At 70.9% G+C, this 19,313-nt stretch carries 13 protein-coding genes; 1 reads left to right on the forward strand and 12 read right to left on the reverse strand.

What is annotated here, in order from left to right; genetic code table 11:
- Window positions 1–28 precede the first annotated feature (28 nt).
- The 10 genes from AB0B91_RS03660 to AB0B91_RS03705 form a co-directional block, all read right to left on the reverse strand.
- Window positions 29–1,339 (reverse strand): M14 family zinc carboxypeptidase, encoded by a 1,311-nt coding sequence (locus AB0B91_RS03660; protein WP_358314786.1) that lies wholly within the window; start codon window positions 1,337–1,339, stop codon window positions 29–31.
- Between the two features lie 52 nt (window positions 1,340–1,391).
- On the reverse strand, window positions 1,392–2,477 hold the full coding sequence (locus AB0B91_RS03665; RefSeq protein ID WP_358314789.1) for a TOMM precursor leader peptide-binding protein: 1,086 nt from the start codon (window positions 2,475–2,477) through the stop codon (window positions 1,392–1,394).
- 281 nt (window positions 2,478–2,758) lie between these two features.
- A complete protein-coding gene (locus tag AB0B91_RS03670) occupies window positions 2,759–3,346 on the reverse strand; it encodes a TetR/AcrR family transcriptional regulator (protein ID WP_358314791.1) in 588 nt (195 codons plus the stop codon).
- A gap of 164 nt (window positions 3,347–3,510) precedes the next feature.
- Window positions 3,511–6,168, reverse strand: coding sequence for a fumarate reductase/succinate dehydrogenase flavoprotein subunit (locus AB0B91_RS03675; protein ID WP_358314794.1), 2,658 nt, complete (start codon window positions 6,166–6,168; stop codon window positions 3,511–3,513).
- On the reverse strand, window positions 6,169–6,882 hold the full coding sequence (locus AB0B91_RS03680; protein ID WP_358314797.1) for an ABC transporter ATP-binding protein: 714 nt from the start codon (window positions 6,880–6,882) through the stop codon (window positions 6,169–6,171).
- Window positions 6,879–7,751, reverse strand: coding sequence for an ABC transporter permease (locus AB0B91_RS03685; protein ID WP_358314799.1), 873 nt, complete (start codon window positions 7,749–7,751; stop codon window positions 6,879–6,881). Before AB0B91_RS03685 ends, AB0B91_RS03680 begins: the two co-directional genes overlap by 4 nt.
- On the reverse strand, window positions 7,748–9,154 hold the full coding sequence (locus AB0B91_RS03690) for an ABC transporter substrate-binding protein (protein ID WP_358314802.1): 1,407 nt from the start codon (window positions 9,152–9,154) through the stop codon (window positions 7,748–7,750). Before AB0B91_RS03690 ends, AB0B91_RS03685 begins: the two co-directional genes overlap by 4 nt.
- 11 nt (window positions 9,155–9,165) lie before the next feature.
- Window positions 9,166–9,393, reverse strand: coding sequence for a 4Fe-4S dicluster domain-containing protein (locus AB0B91_RS03695; RefSeq protein WP_214635861.1), 228 nt, complete (start codon window positions 9,391–9,393; stop codon window positions 9,166–9,168).
- 2 nt (window positions 9,394–9,395) lie between these two features.
- A complete protein-coding gene (locus tag AB0B91_RS03700; protein ID WP_358314805.1) occupies window positions 9,396–10,160 on the reverse strand; it encodes a GntR family transcriptional regulator in 765 nt (254 codons plus the stop codon).
- Between the two features lie 120 nt (window positions 10,161–10,280).
- The gene (locus AB0B91_RS03705) at window positions 10,281–11,876 is read right to left on the reverse strand and encodes an FAD-binding oxidoreductase (protein WP_358314808.1); all 1,596 of its coding nucleotides are present in this window, start codon (window positions 11,874–11,876) and stop codon (window positions 10,281–10,283) included.
- Window positions 11,877–12,124: 248 nt separating this feature from the next.
- On the opposite strand from AB0B91_RS03705, the gene efeB reads away from it, so the two are divergent.
- Window positions 12,125–13,330, forward strand: coding sequence for an iron uptake transporter deferrochelatase/peroxidase subunit (gene efeB, locus AB0B91_RS03710; RefSeq protein WP_358314811.1), 1,206 nt, complete (start codon window positions 12,125–12,127; stop codon window positions 13,328–13,330).
- Here efeB and AB0B91_RS03715 read toward each other — a convergent pair.
- Both AB0B91_RS03715 and AB0B91_RS03720 read right to left on the reverse strand, forming a co-directional pair.
- Entirely contained in the window at window positions 13,327–13,941 is a 615-nt protein-coding gene (locus AB0B91_RS03715) for a hypothetical protein (RefSeq protein WP_358314814.1), read from the reverse strand. The two genes, efeB and AB0B91_RS03715, sit on opposite strands and share 4 nt — an antisense overlap.
- A gap of 3 nt (window positions 13,942–13,944) precedes the next feature.
- On the reverse strand, window positions 13,945–19,313 hold a 5,369-nt coding region (locus tag AB0B91_RS03720), incomplete at its 5' end, for a polymorphic toxin-type HINT domain-containing protein (protein ID WP_358314817.1).

The following is a 19,313-nucleotide window of genomic DNA, read 5'->3' on the forward strand; positions in this document are numbered from 1 at the left end:
GGCGAAGGGCATCGGCACCCTTCGCCCCTCACCCTTGGGCGAAGCGCAGGCGGCGGGCGGTCGCCAGCGCCGCTTCCGTCTGGATCGTGACGATCCTGCCGATCGGATCGACGGACGGGACGAGTTCTTCCTCCGCAGCCGCGCAGAGGCGCCGCAGGCGCTCCTCCAGCGTGGCCCGGACGGCCGTCAGGGCGGCCTGGTGGTTGCCCGCCGCCGTCTCGGCCTCCAGCAGCCGCAGGAACATGGCGCAGGCCCGCAGCGGCAGGCGGCGCACGGTGTCGTGGATGCCGCTCGCCTCGGCCCGCGTGACGGTCCTGGCGGCGTCCTCCCGGTCCACGGCGCCTTCCAGCGAGGCGATCAGCAGGTGGGAGACGGCGAGCGTGTCGTCGACCGCCGCGTGGAACGGGCTGTGCGCGACGCACTGGGACCGGATGTCCGTACGCGCCCGGGCCAGCGGTTCGAGCTCCTCGCGCAGCCGTACCGCGGCCGCTTTGACCAGGTGCCCGAAGGAGAGCCCGGCGTCCGAGGGGTCGTCGCACCCCGGAGTGGTCCACAGGGGCACCTCGGCGATGAGCGTGAACGTGCCGTAGCGGTCGGCGTAGTGCCAGCTCGACGCCCCGTACGTACGAGGGGTGCGCGCGTCACCGCCGGTCTCGACGAAGTCGATGTGCTCGGCCGGTGGCAGCAGCGTGACGCCGGGCCCCGCGACCTGGTAGCCGACGGTGTCGATGGGCCCCAGGTCCAGCGGGACGCCCTGGCCCGCGGCGATCGCGGCCAGTTCGGCGGGCAGGCCGGGCACGTCGCGGCTGATCTGGAAGTACGCGCCGCCGAAGTCGGCGTTGTGCAGCGACAGCATGAACGCCGGCCGCAGCTCGTCGATGACCCGCATCAGGGCCAGCGTCTCCGGCAGCGGCCGGTCGAACCGCTTGCGCCCGGAGGGGATGGGGAAGGTCCATTCGGGCTGGTCGCTCATGGACGGGCGGTAGAAGTGCCGGTGATAGTGGCTGATCGTGTACGGCCCGCCGTACCAGCCCTCGTTCAGCCGGGCGCCGTCAGGATCCACGCACGCGATGAAGTGCCAGGTGAACCCCTGCCGCTCGGCCGCGTTCTCGCACAGCGCCGAGGCGAGGCGGAGCACGGTCAGGAAGCCGACGGGCTCGTTGGCGTGCGGACCGCCGAACACCAGGGCGTTCTGGCGGCCGTCTCCGATCGAGACCAGTTCCAGCGGCTCGCCCTTGCGGGAGGCGCCGATGAGGCGTCTCCTGCAGATCGCGGGGAACCGCTCGCACAGCTCCCGCAATAACGCGGCCATGTCGTCAATGGTCGGGATCTCGCGCATGGGGGAAGCCTCTCAAGCGCGCGCCGCCACGTCACGTGCCTGGTGCAGGACGTTACGCACTCTCGGCCGGAGCACCGCAGACCTGGCAGGTGTCGAGCCGGGTGACGGACTGCTCCGCCGTCATCATCGTCAGGAGGTCGAAGTGGACCACCCGGCCGGCCAGGGCCGCCGGGACCACTCCGGTGAGGAACCGGATCGCCTCGGCGGCGAGGAACCCGGCCACGATCGAGCAGAGCGGGCCGAACGCCGGGATGATCCGCCCCTGATTCTGTACGGCGGGCAGCTCCCGCCCGCCATTGCGGACCCGCAGCTCCTCGTCCAGGCAGGCCAGGCAGGCCGAGCTCCCCGGCACGACCAACGGCCCCGCGATGCCCAGGTGCTGGGTGAACCCGCCCGGCAGGAACGGCACCCCGGCGGCCAGGCAACCGGCGTTCGTCCAGCGGCGGATCTGCGGCTGCGGGCTGTCGGCGGTGGCGATGACCAGGTCCGCGCCGGCGACCACGTCCGCGACGTCCCCGGCGCCGGTCAGCGTGCGGTGGTGCGTCTCCACCTTGAGCGCCGGGCTGTGCTCCACGAGCCTGCGGGCGGCCGTCTCCACCTTCGGGTCACCGACGTCCTCCGCCTTGTACAGATATTGGCGGTGAAGGTTGGACTCGTCCACGTCGTCCTGGTCGACGAGCCGCAGCCGCCCCACCCCGGCCGTCGCCAGCTGCAGGGCGACGAAGCCGCCTATCCCGCCGACGCCGAGAACGGCCACGGTACGCCCGGCGAGGTCCCCGATCATCTCGGCGGCCCGTGACGCGGGCTGGAACATGGAGAAGAACAGCGCCTGCCGCGACGAAGGCCCGTGGCGCGTCAGCAGCTCGACCTCCTGCTCCTCGACCAGGATCCGGGCCGTGAGCAGGGCGGTGATGGCCTGGTCCACCTCGGCCGCCGTGACGCCGCCGATCCCGGCCGTGAGGCTGACCAGCTCCTCGCGGGGCAGCGCGGTGGCGGCGCACCGGCGTACGAGCTCGCGCAGGGCGGGGGCGGCGGACTGGAGCACCTTTCCCGTTCCCGGCAGGTCGCCCAGCCGGACGAGTTCCCGGTGGTCGTCAATGAACAGCGGAAACGCCGGGTTGACCAGAACGCGAGACAATATCCGCTCCAAGCGGGGACACGGACACGGGATTGGCGACAGGCGGGTCACCAATCCCGCGATGAGTTTCAGCTGTTGCTGTTACCGCAGGTGAGCTCTACTTCCTCTACCTGCGTGATCGTGATCTCCATATAGGTTCCCCCTCCCGATGATGTGGGGACATATGTGGCTATTGAGAAGAATGCCCCCGAGCGAGGAAGTTAGTTTCCCGGAACGCGAGTGTCCAGCGGTTTGGAAATTAAGGAGCTGGTTCGATGGCCGGCGCAGCTCCGAAACGGGGTTTACGGAGTATCCGGTTTTGTGCGATAAGCGCGGAGAAATGCTTTCACCCCATCGATCACCACCCTCTCGATCTCACCCTCTCCGAGCGGAGCCGCGCCGAACAGTGATCGGTTGCTCAGCACACCGGCGACCAGCACCTCAAGGTGTTCCGCGGCGACCACGGGGTCCGGCACGTCGAGCAGGCCCTGCTCGCCCAGCCGTGCCAGGCGCGCGGCCAGCTCCCGCTGAGCCGGTCCGACGGGACGCCAGGCGTCCAGCAGCTCGGGGAAGTGCACCGCTTCAGCGATCATCAACCTCGTGATCGCCGAACGTTCGGGGCAACGAACCACGGCGTGTGCGAACTCGCGGCCGAAGGCCAGCAGGGCCGCCTCCAGGTCATGCACCTGGCCCAGGGTGCGGTCGAGCAGGTCGCCGAACTCCGCGTTCCGCGTGGCGCCGGCCTCCTGGATCACCGACAGGAAGAGCTGCTCTTTGTCCTGGTAATAGTCATAGATGGTGCGTTTGGACACACCGGCCTTGGTCGCGATGGTGTCAACGCTGGTCCGGGCGAATCCTTCTTGCAGGAAGGCCTCAAGCGCCGCCCTCATGATGGCGGCACGCCTGACGGGCGACCCCTGTCGCACCGTCGTCCTCCCTGTCGTGTAGCGCCCCCTCCGCAATGCGAGTCTCCTATCGTGGAGTGCGGCTCTGGCTTTTTTCGCGCTCTCTATATGAGGCGTTCCATGCCGTTCCACGCCGGGAGACGAGCCTCTCAGCAGTCAGTCAGCGCCTTTCTCGCGTAGGAGCGGACGTCGGCGTCGGAGTCCGCCAGCGCGGTCCGCAAGGCGTCCGCCACCTCCGTGGCGGCGGCCCACGGCGTGAGCGCGAGCACGGCGGCCTTGCGCACGTCGAGGTTGGGGTCCGCCAGCGCTCCGACGAGCGGCCGCCGCGCCGTGGCCGGGTCCGCCGCGGCGAGACAGCGCACCGCCCCCACCCGCACCTGCCACTCCTGATCGTCCAGCCCCCGGATGGCCTCGGCCGCAAGCGGTGTCCCCACCTCGCCCGACGACTCCAGAGCGGCGGCCCTGACCAGCGGGTCGGCGTCGCCCGCGAGAGCGGCCAGCGCGGCCGACGGCTTGCCGATGAGGCCCAGTCCCTTGGCCGCCCAGACGCGTACCTCTCTGGAGGGGTCCGTCGCGGCGGTGGCCACCGCGTCGGCCTCGTCGAGGGAGACCAGGGCGCGGATCGCCGCGATCCGCACCCGGTGGTCCGGATCGGCCAGCGCCGCCTGGAACGTCCCGGCGTCGCCGAGCCGCATCGCGCGCAGCACGTCCAGGCCGGTGGCCCGGACCATGGCGTCCCCGCCGGACAGGCACCCGGTCACGGCCGCGCCGAGTTCGGGCGTGGCCGGCAGCACCTCGACCAGCTCCTTGAGGCCGGTGGCCGCCGCCCGGCGCACGGTGCCGTGCTCGTCGGCGAGGGCGCCGGCCAGGGCCAGGCCCGTCCCTTCCGGCACCGTCTCGGTGAGCGTGGCGATGGCGGCCCGGCGTACCTTCGGGTCGGCGTCGGCGAGGTAGGGGGCGAGCCGCGCCACCGACGGCTGCTCCTCGGCGAGGCGGTGCAGCTCCAGGATGCGCGGCGAGCGGCCGACCGCGGCGCGGGCCTCCCGGCGCACCTCGTGGCGGCGCACCGCGGTCGCGGTCCGGGCGGCCAGCACGACCGGCTCGGCGGCGACCGGCGAGAACTCCTCGACCGGCACCAGGTACGGCTCCACGGGGCGCTTGACGAACTCCATCGCCCCCCCGCGCCGGCGGAGATTGAGGTGGAACAGCCACCCCTCGTCGTCGCGTCCTGGCTGGTCGGCGCGTTCGTGGTAGAGGCCCCACCGGCTCTCGGTACGGGTGAGCGAGGCACGGGCCGCCATCTCGGCGCAGTCGCGGATGAAGTCGACCTCGGCGCAGCGCATGAGCTCGTGCGGGGTGCGCGCGCCCATCGAGGCGATCTCGTCGCGCATCCGCTCGAAGGACTCCAGCGCGATCTCGAGCTTGGCGCCGGTCTTGGGCGGGGCGACGTAGTCGTTGACGAAGCGGCGCAGCTTGTACTCCACCTGCTGCTGCGGCGGCCCGTCCGGGTTGCGCAGGGGCCGGTAGACCAGTTCGTGCGCGGCGGCGATCTGATCCTCCGGCAGGGGCCCGCCGCGTCGGTGGTGCTCGGCCGCGTGGGCGCCGGCCAGGTCGCCGAAGACGAAGGCGCCGATCATGTAGTTGTGCGGCACGCAGGCCAGGTCGCCGGCCGCGTACAGGCCGGGCACCGTGGTCGCGCCGTGCTCGTCCACCCACACGCCCGACGCCGAGTGCCCGCCGCACAGGCCGATCTCCGAGATGTGCATCTCCACGTCGTGGCTGCGGTAGTCGTGCCCGCGCCCGGCGTGGAACGTGCCACGGGTGGGGCGTTCGGTGGTGTGCAGGATGTTCTCGATCTCCGTGACCGTCTCGTCGGGCAGGTGGGAGAGCTTGAGGTAGATCGGCCCCCGGGCGGAGGCGATCTCGGCGGACACCTCGGACATCATCTGGCCCGACCAGTAGTCGGAGTCGACGAACCGCTCCCCCTTGTTGTTGACCTGGTAGCCGCCGAACGGGTTGGCCACGTAGGCGCAGGCCGGCCCGTTGTAGTCCTTGATCAACGGGTTGATCTGGAAGCACTCGATGCCGCTGAGCTCGGCTCCGGCGTGGTAGGCCATGGCGTAGCCGTCGCCCGCGTTGGTCGGGTTCTCGTACGTGCCGTACAGGTAGCCGCTGGCGGGCAGGCCGAGCCGGCCGCAGGCGCCGGTCGCGAGGATCACGGCTCCGGCGCTCACCGTGACGAAACGCCCGGAACGCGTGTCGAACCCGGCCACGCCGACCGCCCGGCCCTCCGAGGTGAGGACCCTGACCGGCATGACGCGGTTCTCGACGCGGAGCCTCTCCCGGATGTCGCGTCGCCGCAGCACTCGGTAGAGGACCTTCTTGACGTCCTTGCCCTCCGGCATGGGGAGCACGTAGCTGCCCGAGCGGTGGACCCTGCGGACCGCGTACTCGCCGTGCTCGTCCTTCTCGAACTTCACCCCGTAGCTTTCCAGGCGGCGGACCATGTCGTGGCCCCTGGTCGCGGTCTGGTAGATCGTCTTCTGGTTGACGATGCCGTCGTTGGCCCGGGTGATCTCGGCGACGTAGTCCTCGGGGGTGGCCTTGCCGGGGATGACGGCGTTGTTGACGCCGTCCATGCCCATGGCGAGCGCGCCGCTGTGCCGTACGTGGGCCTTCTCCAGCAGCAGCACCCGGGCGCCCTGCTCCGCGGCGGTGATCGCGGCCATCGTGCCCGCGGTGCCTCCGCCGACGACGAGCACCTCGCACTCCAGGCGCAGGCCGTCCTCGATCGAGGGGATGTCCATTCACAGCTCCTTGAGGATCTGGGCGCGCAGCCCGGCTCTGTCGGCGCCGGGGTCGCGGGGCCCCGGCACCTCGGTCACCGCGCGAACGCCGCCGCGGCCGAGCACCACCACCCGATCGGCGAGCAGGAGCGCCTCGTCCACGTCGTGGGTGACGAAGATGACCGTCGCCCTGGTGTCTTCGAGCACGTCGAGCAGGAGCGCCTGCATCTCGGCGCGGGTCTGGGCGTCGAGCGCGCCGAACGGCTCGTCCATCAGCACCGCGCGGGGCGCTCCCGCGAGGGCGCGGGCGAGCTGCACGCGCTGCCGCATGCCGCCCGACAGCTCGCGCGGCAGCCGGTCCTCGTGCCCGGCCAGGCCGACGCGGGCGATCCACTCCCGCGCGGCGGCCCGGCGCTCACGCCTGGGCAGCCTGCGGATGCGCAGCGGCAGCTCCACGTTGGCCAGGACCGTCCGCCACGGCAGCAGCGCGTCGTCCTGGAAGATCATCGCGCGGTCCTGCGAGGTGGCCGCGATCTCCGCTCCGTCCGCGACGATCCTTCCTCCGTACGGCCGCAGCAGCCCGGCCAGCGCGCGCAGCAGCGTGGACTTGCCCGAGCCCGACGCGCCGACGACGACCAGCACCTCGCCGGGGCGGACCGCCAGATCGAGCTCGCTCAGGACCGGATCCCGGGCGTACCCCAGCGACAGGGACTCCAACGTGAGGCCGAGGGTCACGACCTGCTCCCTTCCGCCCGGGGCAGCCAGCGGGTCAACCGGCGCCCGACCAGCTCGACGGCGGCCGAGGTGAGCCAGCCGAGCAGGCCGATGGTGATCATGCCGACGATGACGGCCGGGTAGTCGACGATCGTGTACGACATCCAGGTCCGGTAGCCGACCCCGAACTCGCCGGAGATCATCTCCGCCGAGATGACGCAGATCCAGGCCACGCCCATGCCGACGGAGAGCCCGCCGAACACGCCGGGCAGGATGCCCGGCAGCACCACGTTCCAGAGCACGTGGCGCCGGCCGCCGCCGAGCGTCCTGACCGCGTCCTCCCAGAGCGTGGGCAGCGCCCGTACGGCGTGCCGCGTGCTCACCATGACCGGGAAGAAGGCGGCGGTGAACGTGATGAACACGATGCCCTGCTCATCGGTGGGAAACAGCAGGATCGCCACCGGCACCAGCGCGATCGCGGGAATGGGGCGGACGGCTTCGAGCAGCGGCAGCAGCGCGTCCCCCGTCGTGCGGGACCTGGCGACCAGCAGGCCCACGGTGATCCCGGCGACCGCGGCCAGGCCGAATCCGGTCAGGATCCTGATCAGGCTCTGCAGGAGGTCGAGGTAGTACACGGGGGTGGCGAGCTGCCCGGCGAACCGCGCGGCGACCTCATCGAGCGTGGGCAGCCGGTCGAACCTGAGCCACAGCCGCGCGTCGGTGACCGTGAGGAGCTGCCACAGGGCGGCTACGGTCAGGAGCGAGCCCGCCCTGACCGCCCACCGGCGTCCCTTCCCCGCACCGCTCCGAGCCCGGCTCCGCACGGGAGGCGGGACCGCGGGCGCGGCAGCCGTCCAGGACGTCGTGCCGGCTTCTGTCTCCGTGGTCATCGGGCGTCACCTCCCGCTCCCTTCAACGCGGCTTCATAGGCGACGGGCTCGGTCTTCGGGTGCTCCTTGCGGTAGGCGTCGGCCCCTTCCTCGGTGGTGAAGGGCAGGAACCTGGCGTTCGCGGCGGCGGCCGGATCCCGAAGCCAGACGGACTTGTCGGCGAACCACCTGGTCCCGGTGGCGGTGTCCGGCACGTAGGCCGCCCGTACCGGCTGTTTCGCGGCGGCCACCTGCCGGAGCAGGCAGGTCGGCGTGGCGGCGGCCAGCGTCTCGCTCTCCCCGCTCAGCCACAGCTCCGAGGCGGTCTTGGGATCGTCGACGGCCACTCCGCAGACGGTGTCCTTCCCCGTGATCGGGGCGGGGTTCACGGTCGAGGCCCGGTCCGCGTCGTACGCCGGCCCGTACGCCTTGCGGAGGTAGGCGTCGTTGACGAAGGAGGCGACGTTCACCCCGGAGAAGTCGGCGCTGATCCGCTTGAGGTAGGCCACGTCATGCTCGTGTGCCGCCTGAAGGGACTGCTTCAGCGTGACGTCGAAGGTGGCGATGCCGCCGCGGCCGTTGTACAGGTAGACGACCTCGGGCGGCAGGCCCGTGGCGCGGGCCACCGACTCCGCGGCTTGCAGAGGGTGCTCGTGCAGATAGCGGGTGGCGTCGATCTGCGCCTTGAGGAAGGCGTCCACGATCTCCGGGTGGTCCTTGGCGTAGGCCTGACGTACCACCACGCCATGGAAGGTCGGCACGTCCAGGGCCGAGCCGTCGTAGACCAGCCGGCCCTTGTTCTGGAAGGCCAGCAGCCCCGGCCAGGCCACGAACTGGGCGTACGCCTGCACGCCACCCGACTCGAGCTGGGCCGCGCCGACGGCGGGCTGGTGATTGACCGTCTCGACGTCGGTGATCCCCGCTTTCTCCAGCGCCTGGACCAGCGTGCCGTGCCCGGCCGAGCCGACGCTGGCCGAGATCTTGGCGCCCTTGAGATCGGCCAGGGTCCGCGCCTTCGACGCGGGCGGGACGACGACCATGTTCAGCCCGCCGCGCGCGTTGTAGCCGGTGATGGAGATCAACTCGGTACGGGCCGCCGGGATCGACTGCGTGCGGGAGGCGTTGATCAGCAGCGGGTAGTCGCCCATCGAGCCGATGTCGATCTTTCCGGCGACCATCTTGGCGGTGATGGGGGCACCGGTGTCGTAGTCCTGCCACTCGACGGCGTACTTGCCGCCGAGCCGCTTCTCGAGGTAGCCGAGCGAGCGCAGCAGGGTTCCGGCCGTCACGGTGTTGATGGTCTTGGACTGGTAGCCGACGACGAGCTTCGTCTTCCCCTCGCCGCCCGTGTCGCCGCTCGTGGCGCCGGAGACCGAGCAGGCGGTGGCGGCCAGCAGAAGGACCGCCGTCAGGATCTTGCGCACCGCGATCTCCTTCATCTCAGCAGGTAGGGCATGTTGATGGTGACCGCGTCCACGGGGCACCTGGCCGCGCAGGGGCCGCAGTACCAGCACTCGTCGACGTGCATGTACGCCTTGCCGGTCTCGTCGCTGATCGCCAGGGAGTCGAGCGGGCACGCCTCGACGCACAGCGTGCAGCCGTCGATGCACAGGGATTCGTCGATCGTCACGGGGACCTCGACACGCTGGGTGATCAGGGCCATACCTACTCCTTGTCCTCGGGTCGGCCGGGCTCAGTGCGGCGCAGATGGCCGCGCATCGTCAGCCGGTCGCCTCTGAAACGGATGAACTCCAGGTCCACCGGCCTGCTGTCGGCCAGGTGGGTGAGCCGCTCGACCATCAGCAGCGCGGCTCCGCGCGGCGTACCGAGCGCGGCGGCGGTGTGCGGGTCGGCGTTGACGGCTTCGAGGGTGAGTTCGGCCATGCCGAGTGGCTGCCCGGAGATCTGTTCGAGCAGCACGAAGATGTCGTTGTTCGCCAGGTCCGCGTCGAACAGCGGCTCGCCGACGTCACGTACGAGATAGGTGAGGTCGAGCGAGAGGGGCAGGCCGTTCAGGCTGCGGAGCCGTTCCAGGTAGACGACCTGCTCACCGGGCGCGAGCCCGAGCCGGTGGCTGACCGGAGCGGGCGGCTCCATGAGGGTCATCGTGCGGACCTGGTTGGTCACCCGCCCGTGTTCGTGCAGGGTCTCGGCCAGACCGAGCAGGCGATGCAGCCCATGCGGGTACTTCTCGGCCACCACGGTGGTGCCCACGCCCGGGCTCCGCTCGACCAAGCCCTCCTCGCGCAGCAGGTCGAGCGCCTCCCGGACGGTGTTGCGCGAGGTGTCGAACTCACGGGCGAGCACCGCCTCCAGCGGCAGCTGCCCATGAGGGAAGCTGCCGTGGATGATCTGTCTTCTCAAGAGGTCGGCCACCTGCCGGGCACGATCCGCCCGGCACCGCCGATCGTCGAGCTCCACCCGCTTCATGCCGCTAAACCTACTCAACGAGTAGGAAAAATGGGATAACGAGGAGATTGCGCCACCCTACCCGGCCAGAATCACCGGCTTGAGCTGCGAGAACCTTCAGAAGGCGGCAAGATCTGCCACCTATGTCGCAGGCTCGATGGCCAGAGCGTGCCGGAAGACGTTGCGCGGGTCCCACCGGGCCTTCACCCGTTGGAGGCGTGGGTAGTTGTCCTTGTAGTAGAGCCGGTGCGCGGGCACGCCTGAGGTGTTCCACGCCGGGTCGGCCAGGTCGGCGTCCGGGTAGTTGATGTAGGAGCCGTCGTTGACCTCGCCGGGTACGGGCACGCCGCCTGTGTCGGCGTACACGTCGCGGTAGAAGTGGCGGACCCAGGCGAGGTTGGCCGCGTCGTCCTTTTCGTCACCCCAGATGGTCTGATAGACCGCCTTCATGACCACGTCTCGCTGGGCGATCGCAGTGGCCCCGGGCGCCACCGCACGGACCTGGCCGCCGTAGCCGACGAGCAGCATGCCGGAGTCCGGCCCCCCGGTTTCGTTCGTCAGGTTGCGGTAGACGGCCGCGAGCTGGCTCTCGGTGAACGAGCGTCGCAGATAGCCGGCCTTGATCTTGTACCGCCGGTTGAGCACGTCACCCGGCTCGCCGCTGCCCGGCCAGGTCATCCGGTGCAGCCACGGCATCGTCCGCCGGATGTCGAGCGCCGGCGTGAGGTCGACACCGGCGGTCACCGCCGACACGAAGCCGGTCACCATGCGGTCGGCGTCAGGGAGGTCCGCGTCGATCTGCGCGACCAGCGTGACGGTTCCGCCGGCGCGGTGCGACAGCAGGAGGATCCCGTACAGCCCGGTGTACGGAGAGCCGGGCGCGCTGTTGCGCTCGTGCCAGGTCCCGAAGTTACGCAGCAGCCCGGTGAGCGCCTGTTCGGTCATGTGCTCCCAGGACCAGAAGACCACGTGCTGCAGCATCCGCCGGGGCGAGGCCGGCAGCAGCTTGGACGGGTCGGTGCCGGTGGAGTCGGGCGAGCGTAACCAGTACCGCGTGACCACGCCGAAGTTGCCGCCGCCACCGCCGGTGTGCGCCCACCACAGGTCATGGTTCGGGTCGTCCGGCTCGCGGGTGGCGACCACCGCGCGGGCGGTGCCGTCGCGGTCGACCACCACGACCTCCACGCCGTACAGGTGATCCACCACCGAGCCGTACCGCCGGGACAGCGGCCCGTACCCGCCGCCCGCGAAGTGCCCACCGGCACCCACCTCCGGGCAGCCGCCCCCAGGGATCGTCACGCCCCAGCCCTTGAACAGCGTCCGGTACACCTGCCCCAGGGTGGCTCCGGGTTGCACGGCGAACGCCCGCCGGTCGGCGTCATAGCCGACCGCGTCCATCGGAGACAGGTCGAGCAGCACCCGCACCGCCGGATCGGCGGTGAAGTTCTCGAAGCAGTGCCCGCCACTGCGCACCGCGACCCGCCGACCGGACCGCACCGCCTCCGACACCGCGCGCACCACCTGATCGGTCGACCCGGCCACGCGGATCTCGTCCGGCCGGCCCGCGAACCGGAAGTTGTTGCCGCGCAACAGGTTGTCGTAGCGCAGGTCGCCCGGCCGTACCGTCACCGGCCCGAACCCCGTCGCCTCCGGCCCCGCCGCGGCGGCGGCCACCCCGGTACCCAGCGCTGTGACCGCCACGGCACCCGCACCGGCGAGCAGCCCACGACGACTCACCGCTGCGCCGCTCGTACTCCCATCGCTCATTTCTGGCATGGGTCTCGCCCCTTTTCGATTGGAGACCATCAGCCTCTCCATCCGGCCACAAGCCGCACATCACCCCATGTCATGAATCGACGGCTGAACTCTCCGCCCCTCCGAACGGCTGATCCGCCCCACCGACCGGCTGACCGATGGCCGGCCGGGAGGCGAGATACCGGCCGCCGGGCGGCAGGATAAGGTCAAGATCTTCGGAGGGAGGTTCGGTGGGGAGACTGAGCAGGCGCGGGCTGCTGACCGCCTCCGGCGCGGGTGTGGTGGCCGGGGCGGCGGCGACGGCGGGCGCCTTTCTGCTGGGCGAGGCGGAGCCGCCGGCGAGCGCGGCCCCGGCGCAGGTCGTGGACTTCCATGGGCCGCATCAGGCGGGCATCGCGACGCCCGTACAGGACCGCCTCCACTTCGCGGCCTTCGACGTGGCCGTGGGCACGTGCGAGGAGCTGATCGCGCTCCTGGTCTCCTGGACCAGGGCCGCCGAGTCGATGACGGCGGGCCGGGTCAGCGCCGCCGACGACTCCGGCGAGGCCCTCGACCTGCCCGCCTCCCGCCTGACGATGACCGTCGGATTCGGGCCCACGCTGTTCGAGCGGGCGGGGGAAGACCGCTTCGGCCTGGCCGCCTCGCGGCCTCCCGCGCTGGCCGACTTACCGCCCTTCCCCGGTGAGAAGCTCGACCCGGCACGCGGCGGCGGCGACATCGCCGTCCAGGCGTGCGCCGACGACCCGCAGGTCGCGGTGCACGCCATCCGCACGCTGGCCCGCATCGGGCTGGGCCGGGTGAGCATGCGGTGGTCGCAGCTCGGCTACGGCAAGACCTCCTCGACCACGCCCGCCCAGCTCACCCCGCGCAACCTCATGGGCTTCAAGGACGGCACCGACAACATCCCGCACGACGATCACACCGCGCTCGACCAGCACGTCTGGGTGGGCGCCGCCGACGGGCCCGCGTGGATGGCGGGCGGCAGCTACCTGGTCGCGCGGCGAATCCGCATGCACCTGGAGGCGTGGGACCAGGCCTCCAGGGAGGACCAGGAGGCCACGATCGGCCGTACCAAGACCGAGGGCGCCCCGCTCGGCGGCAAGGGCGAGCGCGACAAGTTCAGCCCGGCCGCGCTCCCCGCCGACTCCCACGTGCGCCTGGCCCATCCCTTGTCCAACGGCGGTGTACGGCTGCTGCGGCGCGGCTACTCCTTCGTGGACGGCAGCGACACCCAGGGACGCATCGACGCCGGCCTGTTCTTCCTGGCCTACCAGCGCGATCCGCGCCGCCAGTACGTGCCCGTGCAGCGCAGGCTGGCCACCGACGACCGGCTCTCGACCTACATCCGGCACGTGGGGTCGGGCCTGTGGGCGTGCCCACCCGGCGTGTCTCCCGGCGGGCACTGGGGCGACACCCTGCTGGGTGAGAAAGCCTAGAGATCGCCTGGGCGGATCCAGCCGCCGGGCACCAGCCGGGCGAGTTGCTCGCGCAGCAGGTCGCGCAGCGGCCCCTCGGGCTGCTCGCCGTAGAGCTGGAGCAGCCTGCCCGGCCGCTCCAGGATCTCCTCGGGGTCGTCCTGGCGGTCGGTGTAGTCGGTGATCAGCTCCGGCAGGCGGGCGGCGACGTGCTCGTCCAGTCCGAGCCGGACCGCCGAGCACAGCGCGTACTCCCAGGCCACCAGGTAACGCCAGAGCTTGTCCTCGCCCTCGAAGTAGGCGCGCTCCAGCCGGGAGAAGGCGCCTAGCACCGCACCGTGGTCACCGTCGCGGTAGGCCAGCACGATGAGGTGGAACAGCGCCCACTGATGCCCGCGCCGCAGCAGCTCCGCCCGCTCGAAGGCGGCCCGCGCCTCGGCGTGGGCGCCCAGCAGGTAGAGAGCGTAGCCCCGCACGTAGTGGGCGTCGGCCGAGCCGGGGGCCTCCTTCAGCAGCCGCTCGCTCTCCCGCAGCAGCCGCCCGAACGTCTCAGGAACCTCCGGCCCGTCCTCCGCCGCCTCGATCAACTCGGCGATCGAGGCGGGTCCGGCGTTGGGGGTGTCAGCGGGCACCGCTCACCATCCTCCGGAGTGGCCGGTGGATCTGCCGTTGGCCATCCAGCGCTTGGCGGTGGCGCGCAGCTCCCTCTCGATCTCCGGCAGCATACCCGGGTGCTCCCTGATGAAGCGTTCGAGGTCTCTGGCGGCGGCCTTGAAGCCTTCGCCGTGCCGCCCGCTCTCGAAGCCGCCGTCGCCCCGGTACCTGTCGCGGATCTCGCGCTTGACGGAGTTGGCCCACTCCGACGGGGACAGCCAGCCGCAGGGGTACTTGGGACGCGGGCTGTTGTGGACGAGGACGTCGGTCCCGCCCTGGACCACGTGGTAGGTGTTCGGGCCGTCCACGCTGAGGTTGTGGACGCGCTGGCTGTCGCGGTGCTCGGTCTCCACCGCCGACACCTGGACGAGGGTGCCCGCCGAAGTACGCAGCCACATGCCCGGCCGCAGCTCCGAGGCGGGCAGCCAGGTCTTCAGCGCGGGCACCCAGAACGGGTGGTTGTCGGTGGCGACCAGCACCCCGCCCGCGATGCCCACCTTGACCAGGTCCTTGGCGCCCTGGCTGGTCATGGTGGCCACGACCGGCTGCGAGCTCGTCTTCCCGGTGGCCGGGTCGGTCGCCAGGACCCGGTCGCCGACGGCGACCTCCTCGATGGCCTTGGCGCTGCCGTCGGCCATCCGTACCTTGGTGCCCGGCACGAAGCTGCTGGTCAGACGGCAGGTCTTGCCGAGGCTTTCCACCGCCTCATCGCCGTACTTGCCGAAGCGGGCGAACTTGGTGCCGCCGAAGGTGATCGAGCCCAGGGCGCCCTCCAGGCAGCCCTTGCCGAAGCCCCGGGCGTAGTCGCCGAAGGAGTGCTTGCGGCCGAGCAGCGCACCGGCGACGGTGTTGATCAGGCCGTTGCCGACGCAGGCGCCGACGGCCGCGACCACCTGCGGCGGGATCGTGCCGTCGGGGTCGGTGTAGTCGGCCGGGTCGCCCAGCGCGTACTCGTAGAGGTTGTAGCCGCCGCCGAAGCCGATGGTGTCCTCGGAGACGAACCGGCGCAGCGACGGGGAGTACAGCCGGGATCTGTTGTCCTGCAGCCCGCCGGGGATCGGCGCGCCGGAGACCCGGCCGGTCCAGCGCACGGTGTTGGAGTCGCCGGCCGTGGAGGACGTGGTGGAGCCGAACAGGTCGTAACCGTAGGTGGTGGTGATCTGGCCCGAGCCGTCGGTCAGGGCCAGCGTGGAACCGAGCGCGTCGGGGAGCAGCCCCTGGACCTGGCCGTCGCCGCTGATCCTGGCGAGGGCCTCGTCCTGGCCGAAGCCGTTGAGGAAGGAGACGTCCGCCCCGCCGGGCCCGCTCTGACCGATGAGGGCGTCGCCGTCGAAGCGGAAGCGGGTGGTGTCGGAGCCCGTGGTGCTGCCGACCCTGCGCCCCGCCGGGTCGTAGCCGAGGGTCGTGGTGACGCTGCCGTCCGACACCGTCACGAGCTCGCCGCGGGCGTTCCAGGCGTAGGTGAAGACGCCGTCGGAGGTCAGGTTGCCCGCCGGGTCGTAGCCCAGTGTCCGGCCGCCGTTGCCGGTCAGCCGGTTGGCGTCGTCGTAGGTGAGGCCGGTCGCGGGCGCGGGGAGCTGGGCGCGTACGAGGGTGCCGCGCATCCGGGTCCGGCGCCCGAGCCGGTCGTAGTCGTAGGCCACGTCACCGACGCCGGTGGTGCCCCGCTTGTAGCCGATCGAGGTCAGCAGGCCCGAGTCGTCGTAGCCGTAGGCGGCCGTGATCCCGCCGGGCAGTGACTTGGAGGTCATCCTCGCGTCGTCGTCATAGCCGTACACGGTGCTGACCGCGCCCCGGGTGACCGACTTGAGCAGGCCGTTGGGGAAGTAGTCGTAGCCGACCGCGGGCTGGCCCGAGGCGGTCATGGACTTCAGGCGCCCGGCCGCGTCGTAGGTGTAGCCGACGGTCCCCGCCGAGCTGGTCTCGGCGGTCAGGTGGTCGAGGTCGTCGTAGCCGTAGGTGATCTTCCCGGCGCCGGTGGTGCTGTCGGTCAGCTCGCGGATGCGGCCTCTGTCGTCGTACTGGGCGCTCTGCGTCGACTCGTAGTTCTGGCCGTTCTTGCCGAAGCCGGTGAAGGTCGCGCGGCCGAGCTCGTCGTAGCGGTACTCGGTGACCTTGCCGCGCCGGTCGGTGACCGTGGACAGGCGGTTCATGCCGTCGTAGGTGAAGGTGTCCTTCGCCCCGAGCGGGTCGGTGCGTTCGAGCAGCCTGTCGGCGTTGTCGTAGCCGTAGGAGGTGATCTTTCCGCGGGCGTCCTTGACCGAGGTGATGTTGCCGTTCTCGTCGTAGTCGAAGGTCGTCTCGTCGCCGCCCGCGTCGGTGACCGACCTGAGCATGTCGGCCGCGTCGTAGACCCGCCCGGTCGAGGTCCCGTCAGGGGCGATCGTCTCGATCACGCGGTTGGCCGCGTCCCGGACGAAGCGGGTCTTGCGTCCCGCCGGGTCGGTGACCGTGCTCAGAGCGCCGTCGACGTAGTCGTAGGTGGTGACGCGCCCCTGCGGGGTGGTCTGGGTGCGTGGATGGCCCTGGGCGTCGTAGCTGGTCTTCCAGGTGCGGCCCATCGCGTCGGTGATCTTCTCGGGGTTGCCGTGCGCGTCGTACTCGAAGCGGGTGACGGCTCCCGTGGGGTCGGTCAGCGTGTCCGGCCTGCCGTACGGAGTGCCCTGGTACGTGGCCCGGCCGGTCACGGTGGCCGACCCCGCCGCGCCCTTGAGCTCCAGCGGGTTGCCCGCGGGGTCGTAGGTGATCGTCGTGGTGCGGCCGAGGCCGTCGTCGATCGTTCTGGGCAGGTCGCTGTCCGGGTCGCGGGTGATCCGGATGGTGTGCTCGCGGCCGGTGCCCGCCGCCTGCGTGTCGGTGGCCAGGTAACCGAGGTCGTCGTAGGTGGTCTTGCGTACGGCGCCGTCCGGCTCGGTGACCTGGGCGGCGACGACTCGCGAGCCGTTGAGGGCGTAGGTGAAGGCGTAGGTGCCCTGGCCGAGGATCGTCTGGGTGGCGACCCTGCCGTTGGCGTCGTAGACGTTGGTCAGGTAGGTGTGGCCGCGGGAGTCGGTGATGGCGTTCATCCGGCCCGCGGTGTCGTAGCCGTAGGTGGTGGTCTGGCCGGTGGGGCCGGTCACGGTCTTGAGCCGGTCGCCCTCGTAGCCGTATGTGACCGAGCGGCCCGCGTTGTCCTCCACCTTCGTGACCTTGTCGGCGGCGTCGTGGGAGTAGCTGAGCCAGAACCCGTTCGGCGAGCGGACCTCCGTGATCGGCCCGAGGTAGCTGCCGAAGCTGTTCTTGTACTTGCGCAGGATCTTGACGGTGTTGCCCTGCGCGTCCCGGATCTCCTGCAACGGCGCCTCGTCACCGAAGACGTAGGTCATGCCGTTGCGCAGCTTGAGGTGCCAGCCGCCCTGGTTGCACCCGCCCACATAGTGGAAGGTGGACCCGGTGAACTCCGGCGAGGTGTCGCGTGCCTCGAAGACCGCGTCACAGAACCCGGTGCCCGGCGAGGTCCGCACATAGTGCACCTGGGACCCGTCGGGGAAGTTGAGGTCGGCCTCCTGGTACTGCTTCCGCGACGACAGGTACATGTTGTACAGGTCGTTGCTTCCGATGCCCATGGAGCGCTTGCGGGTGTCGCCCGGGTTGTAGCCGCGGTTGACGGTCAGCGGCATGACGTCGTCCACCATGAGGTCGGTCTGGCTCAGGGTGAACAGTCCGCTGCCGAGGTCGACGGGGTCGCCCGAGGAGTTCAGGAACTTCAGCAGCCACTTCCACAGCGGCTCCTCGTTGCCCGGCACGTTGATCATGGCGCCGTCGAAGTCGGAGATCGCCGTACCGGCGTCGGGGACGACCTGCCGGGCGGCCTGATCGACCTTGCCCGCGCCGAAGATCTCCCAGCCCTCGCCGCTCTTGTCGTAGTGCCAGAAGTTGACCCGCTGCCCCGCCGGGAGCTTCAGGTAGTTCGGGTAGGTGATCTGTGCGGTCCCGCCCACCAGACGACCGCCCGCGGGCTGGACCGTGTAGTAGACGGGCACGCGCACGCCGTCCGGCATGGGGATCGGCGTGCGGTCCACCGGGATCGGGGTGACGCCGACGCGCCGTACGGGCTTGCCGTCGGCGTCCTCGATCGTCACGCCCGCCGGGATGCGCACCTCCAGGCCGGGCACGCCCGGGTTGGAGAGCACGACCTCCTTGGTGGTCGGCGAGGGGATGTCGATCTCGTAGTCGGTGTCCAGGGCGGGCAGGTACGGCGTGTAGAACAGCTCGTTGTCGCCCGCCTTGAGCGGCACCTGCACGTCGAACACGCCGTACTTGAGCTTGCTCGTCGAGGCGCTACGGCCGTCGATGCGCAGGCGGCGCACGCCTTGGCGCAGGTCGGTGAGGTGGAAGGCGCCCTTGGCGTCCGTGCGGGCCTCGCGGCCGTCGGCGCGCAGGGTGACGCCGGGCAGCGGCAGCCCCGCGGTGGTCTTCACGACCCCGGTGAGGCTCGCCTCCTTGTGCTTCTTCGCGGTGAACGTCGCCATGGCCGCGCCGCGCTTCACCCCGTCGGGCAGCGCCTTCTGGGCCGTCTCGTCGGGTTTCGCGGCCTGCTTGCCGACGCGTGCGACGGCGGTGCCGACCGCGACGCGGATGGTGGCCGCCCCCGTCTCGGCGTCCTGGGGATTGATCTTCAGGGTGTAGGTGCCGGCGGCCGTCAGGGCGGTGACGCGTGAACTGTTCTTGGACAGGCACGAGTTCCACAGGCGAGCGCCGGTGGGCGGCCACAGCTCCGTGGTGAGGCAGCTCGTGTACGTCTTGTCCACCATGGTGATCTTGATGCTCTGCCCGGCGGTGGCGGTGAAGGTGACCGCCGAGTTCTGTCCGGCCTTGGTCGTGGTGACCACGACGTCCGCCCCGCCGACGGTCGCCGCCTTCTGCGCGTCGGCGGGCACGTCGACCAGGGTGACCGTGATCGTGCCGGTCCACGCGTCCTGCGGGTTGAAGGTCAGTTTGTACGCCCCCGCGGCCGGTAATTCCAGCGTGTCGATGTACTCGGCCGCCTGGTAGACGCAGGTGTCCTTGACCAGCTCCGTGCCGTCGGGCTTGAGCAGCCGCACGTCCAGGGCGCAGGCGGGCGCACCGGCCGGAATGGCCAGCTTGATGAAGAGGCGATGGGCTGCCGTACCGGTGAACATCACCGCCCCGCCCTGGCCCGGCTTGGCGATCGCCACCGCGGCCGGGGCGGCGTCCGGCGCGCTCGCCACGGCCACGTCGGCCGGGACGCCCGTCAAGGCGAACGTCAGCGTGCCCGTCCAGGCGTCCTTGGGGTTGATCGTGAACCGGTAGGCGCCGTCGGCGGGCAGGGTGAGCGTGTCGATGTACT

It is taken from the genome of Nonomuraea sp. NPDC049141 (assembly GCF_040648415.1).
Taxonomy (GTDB): Bacteria; Actinomycetota; Actinomycetes; order Streptosporangiales; family Streptosporangiaceae; genus Nonomuraea.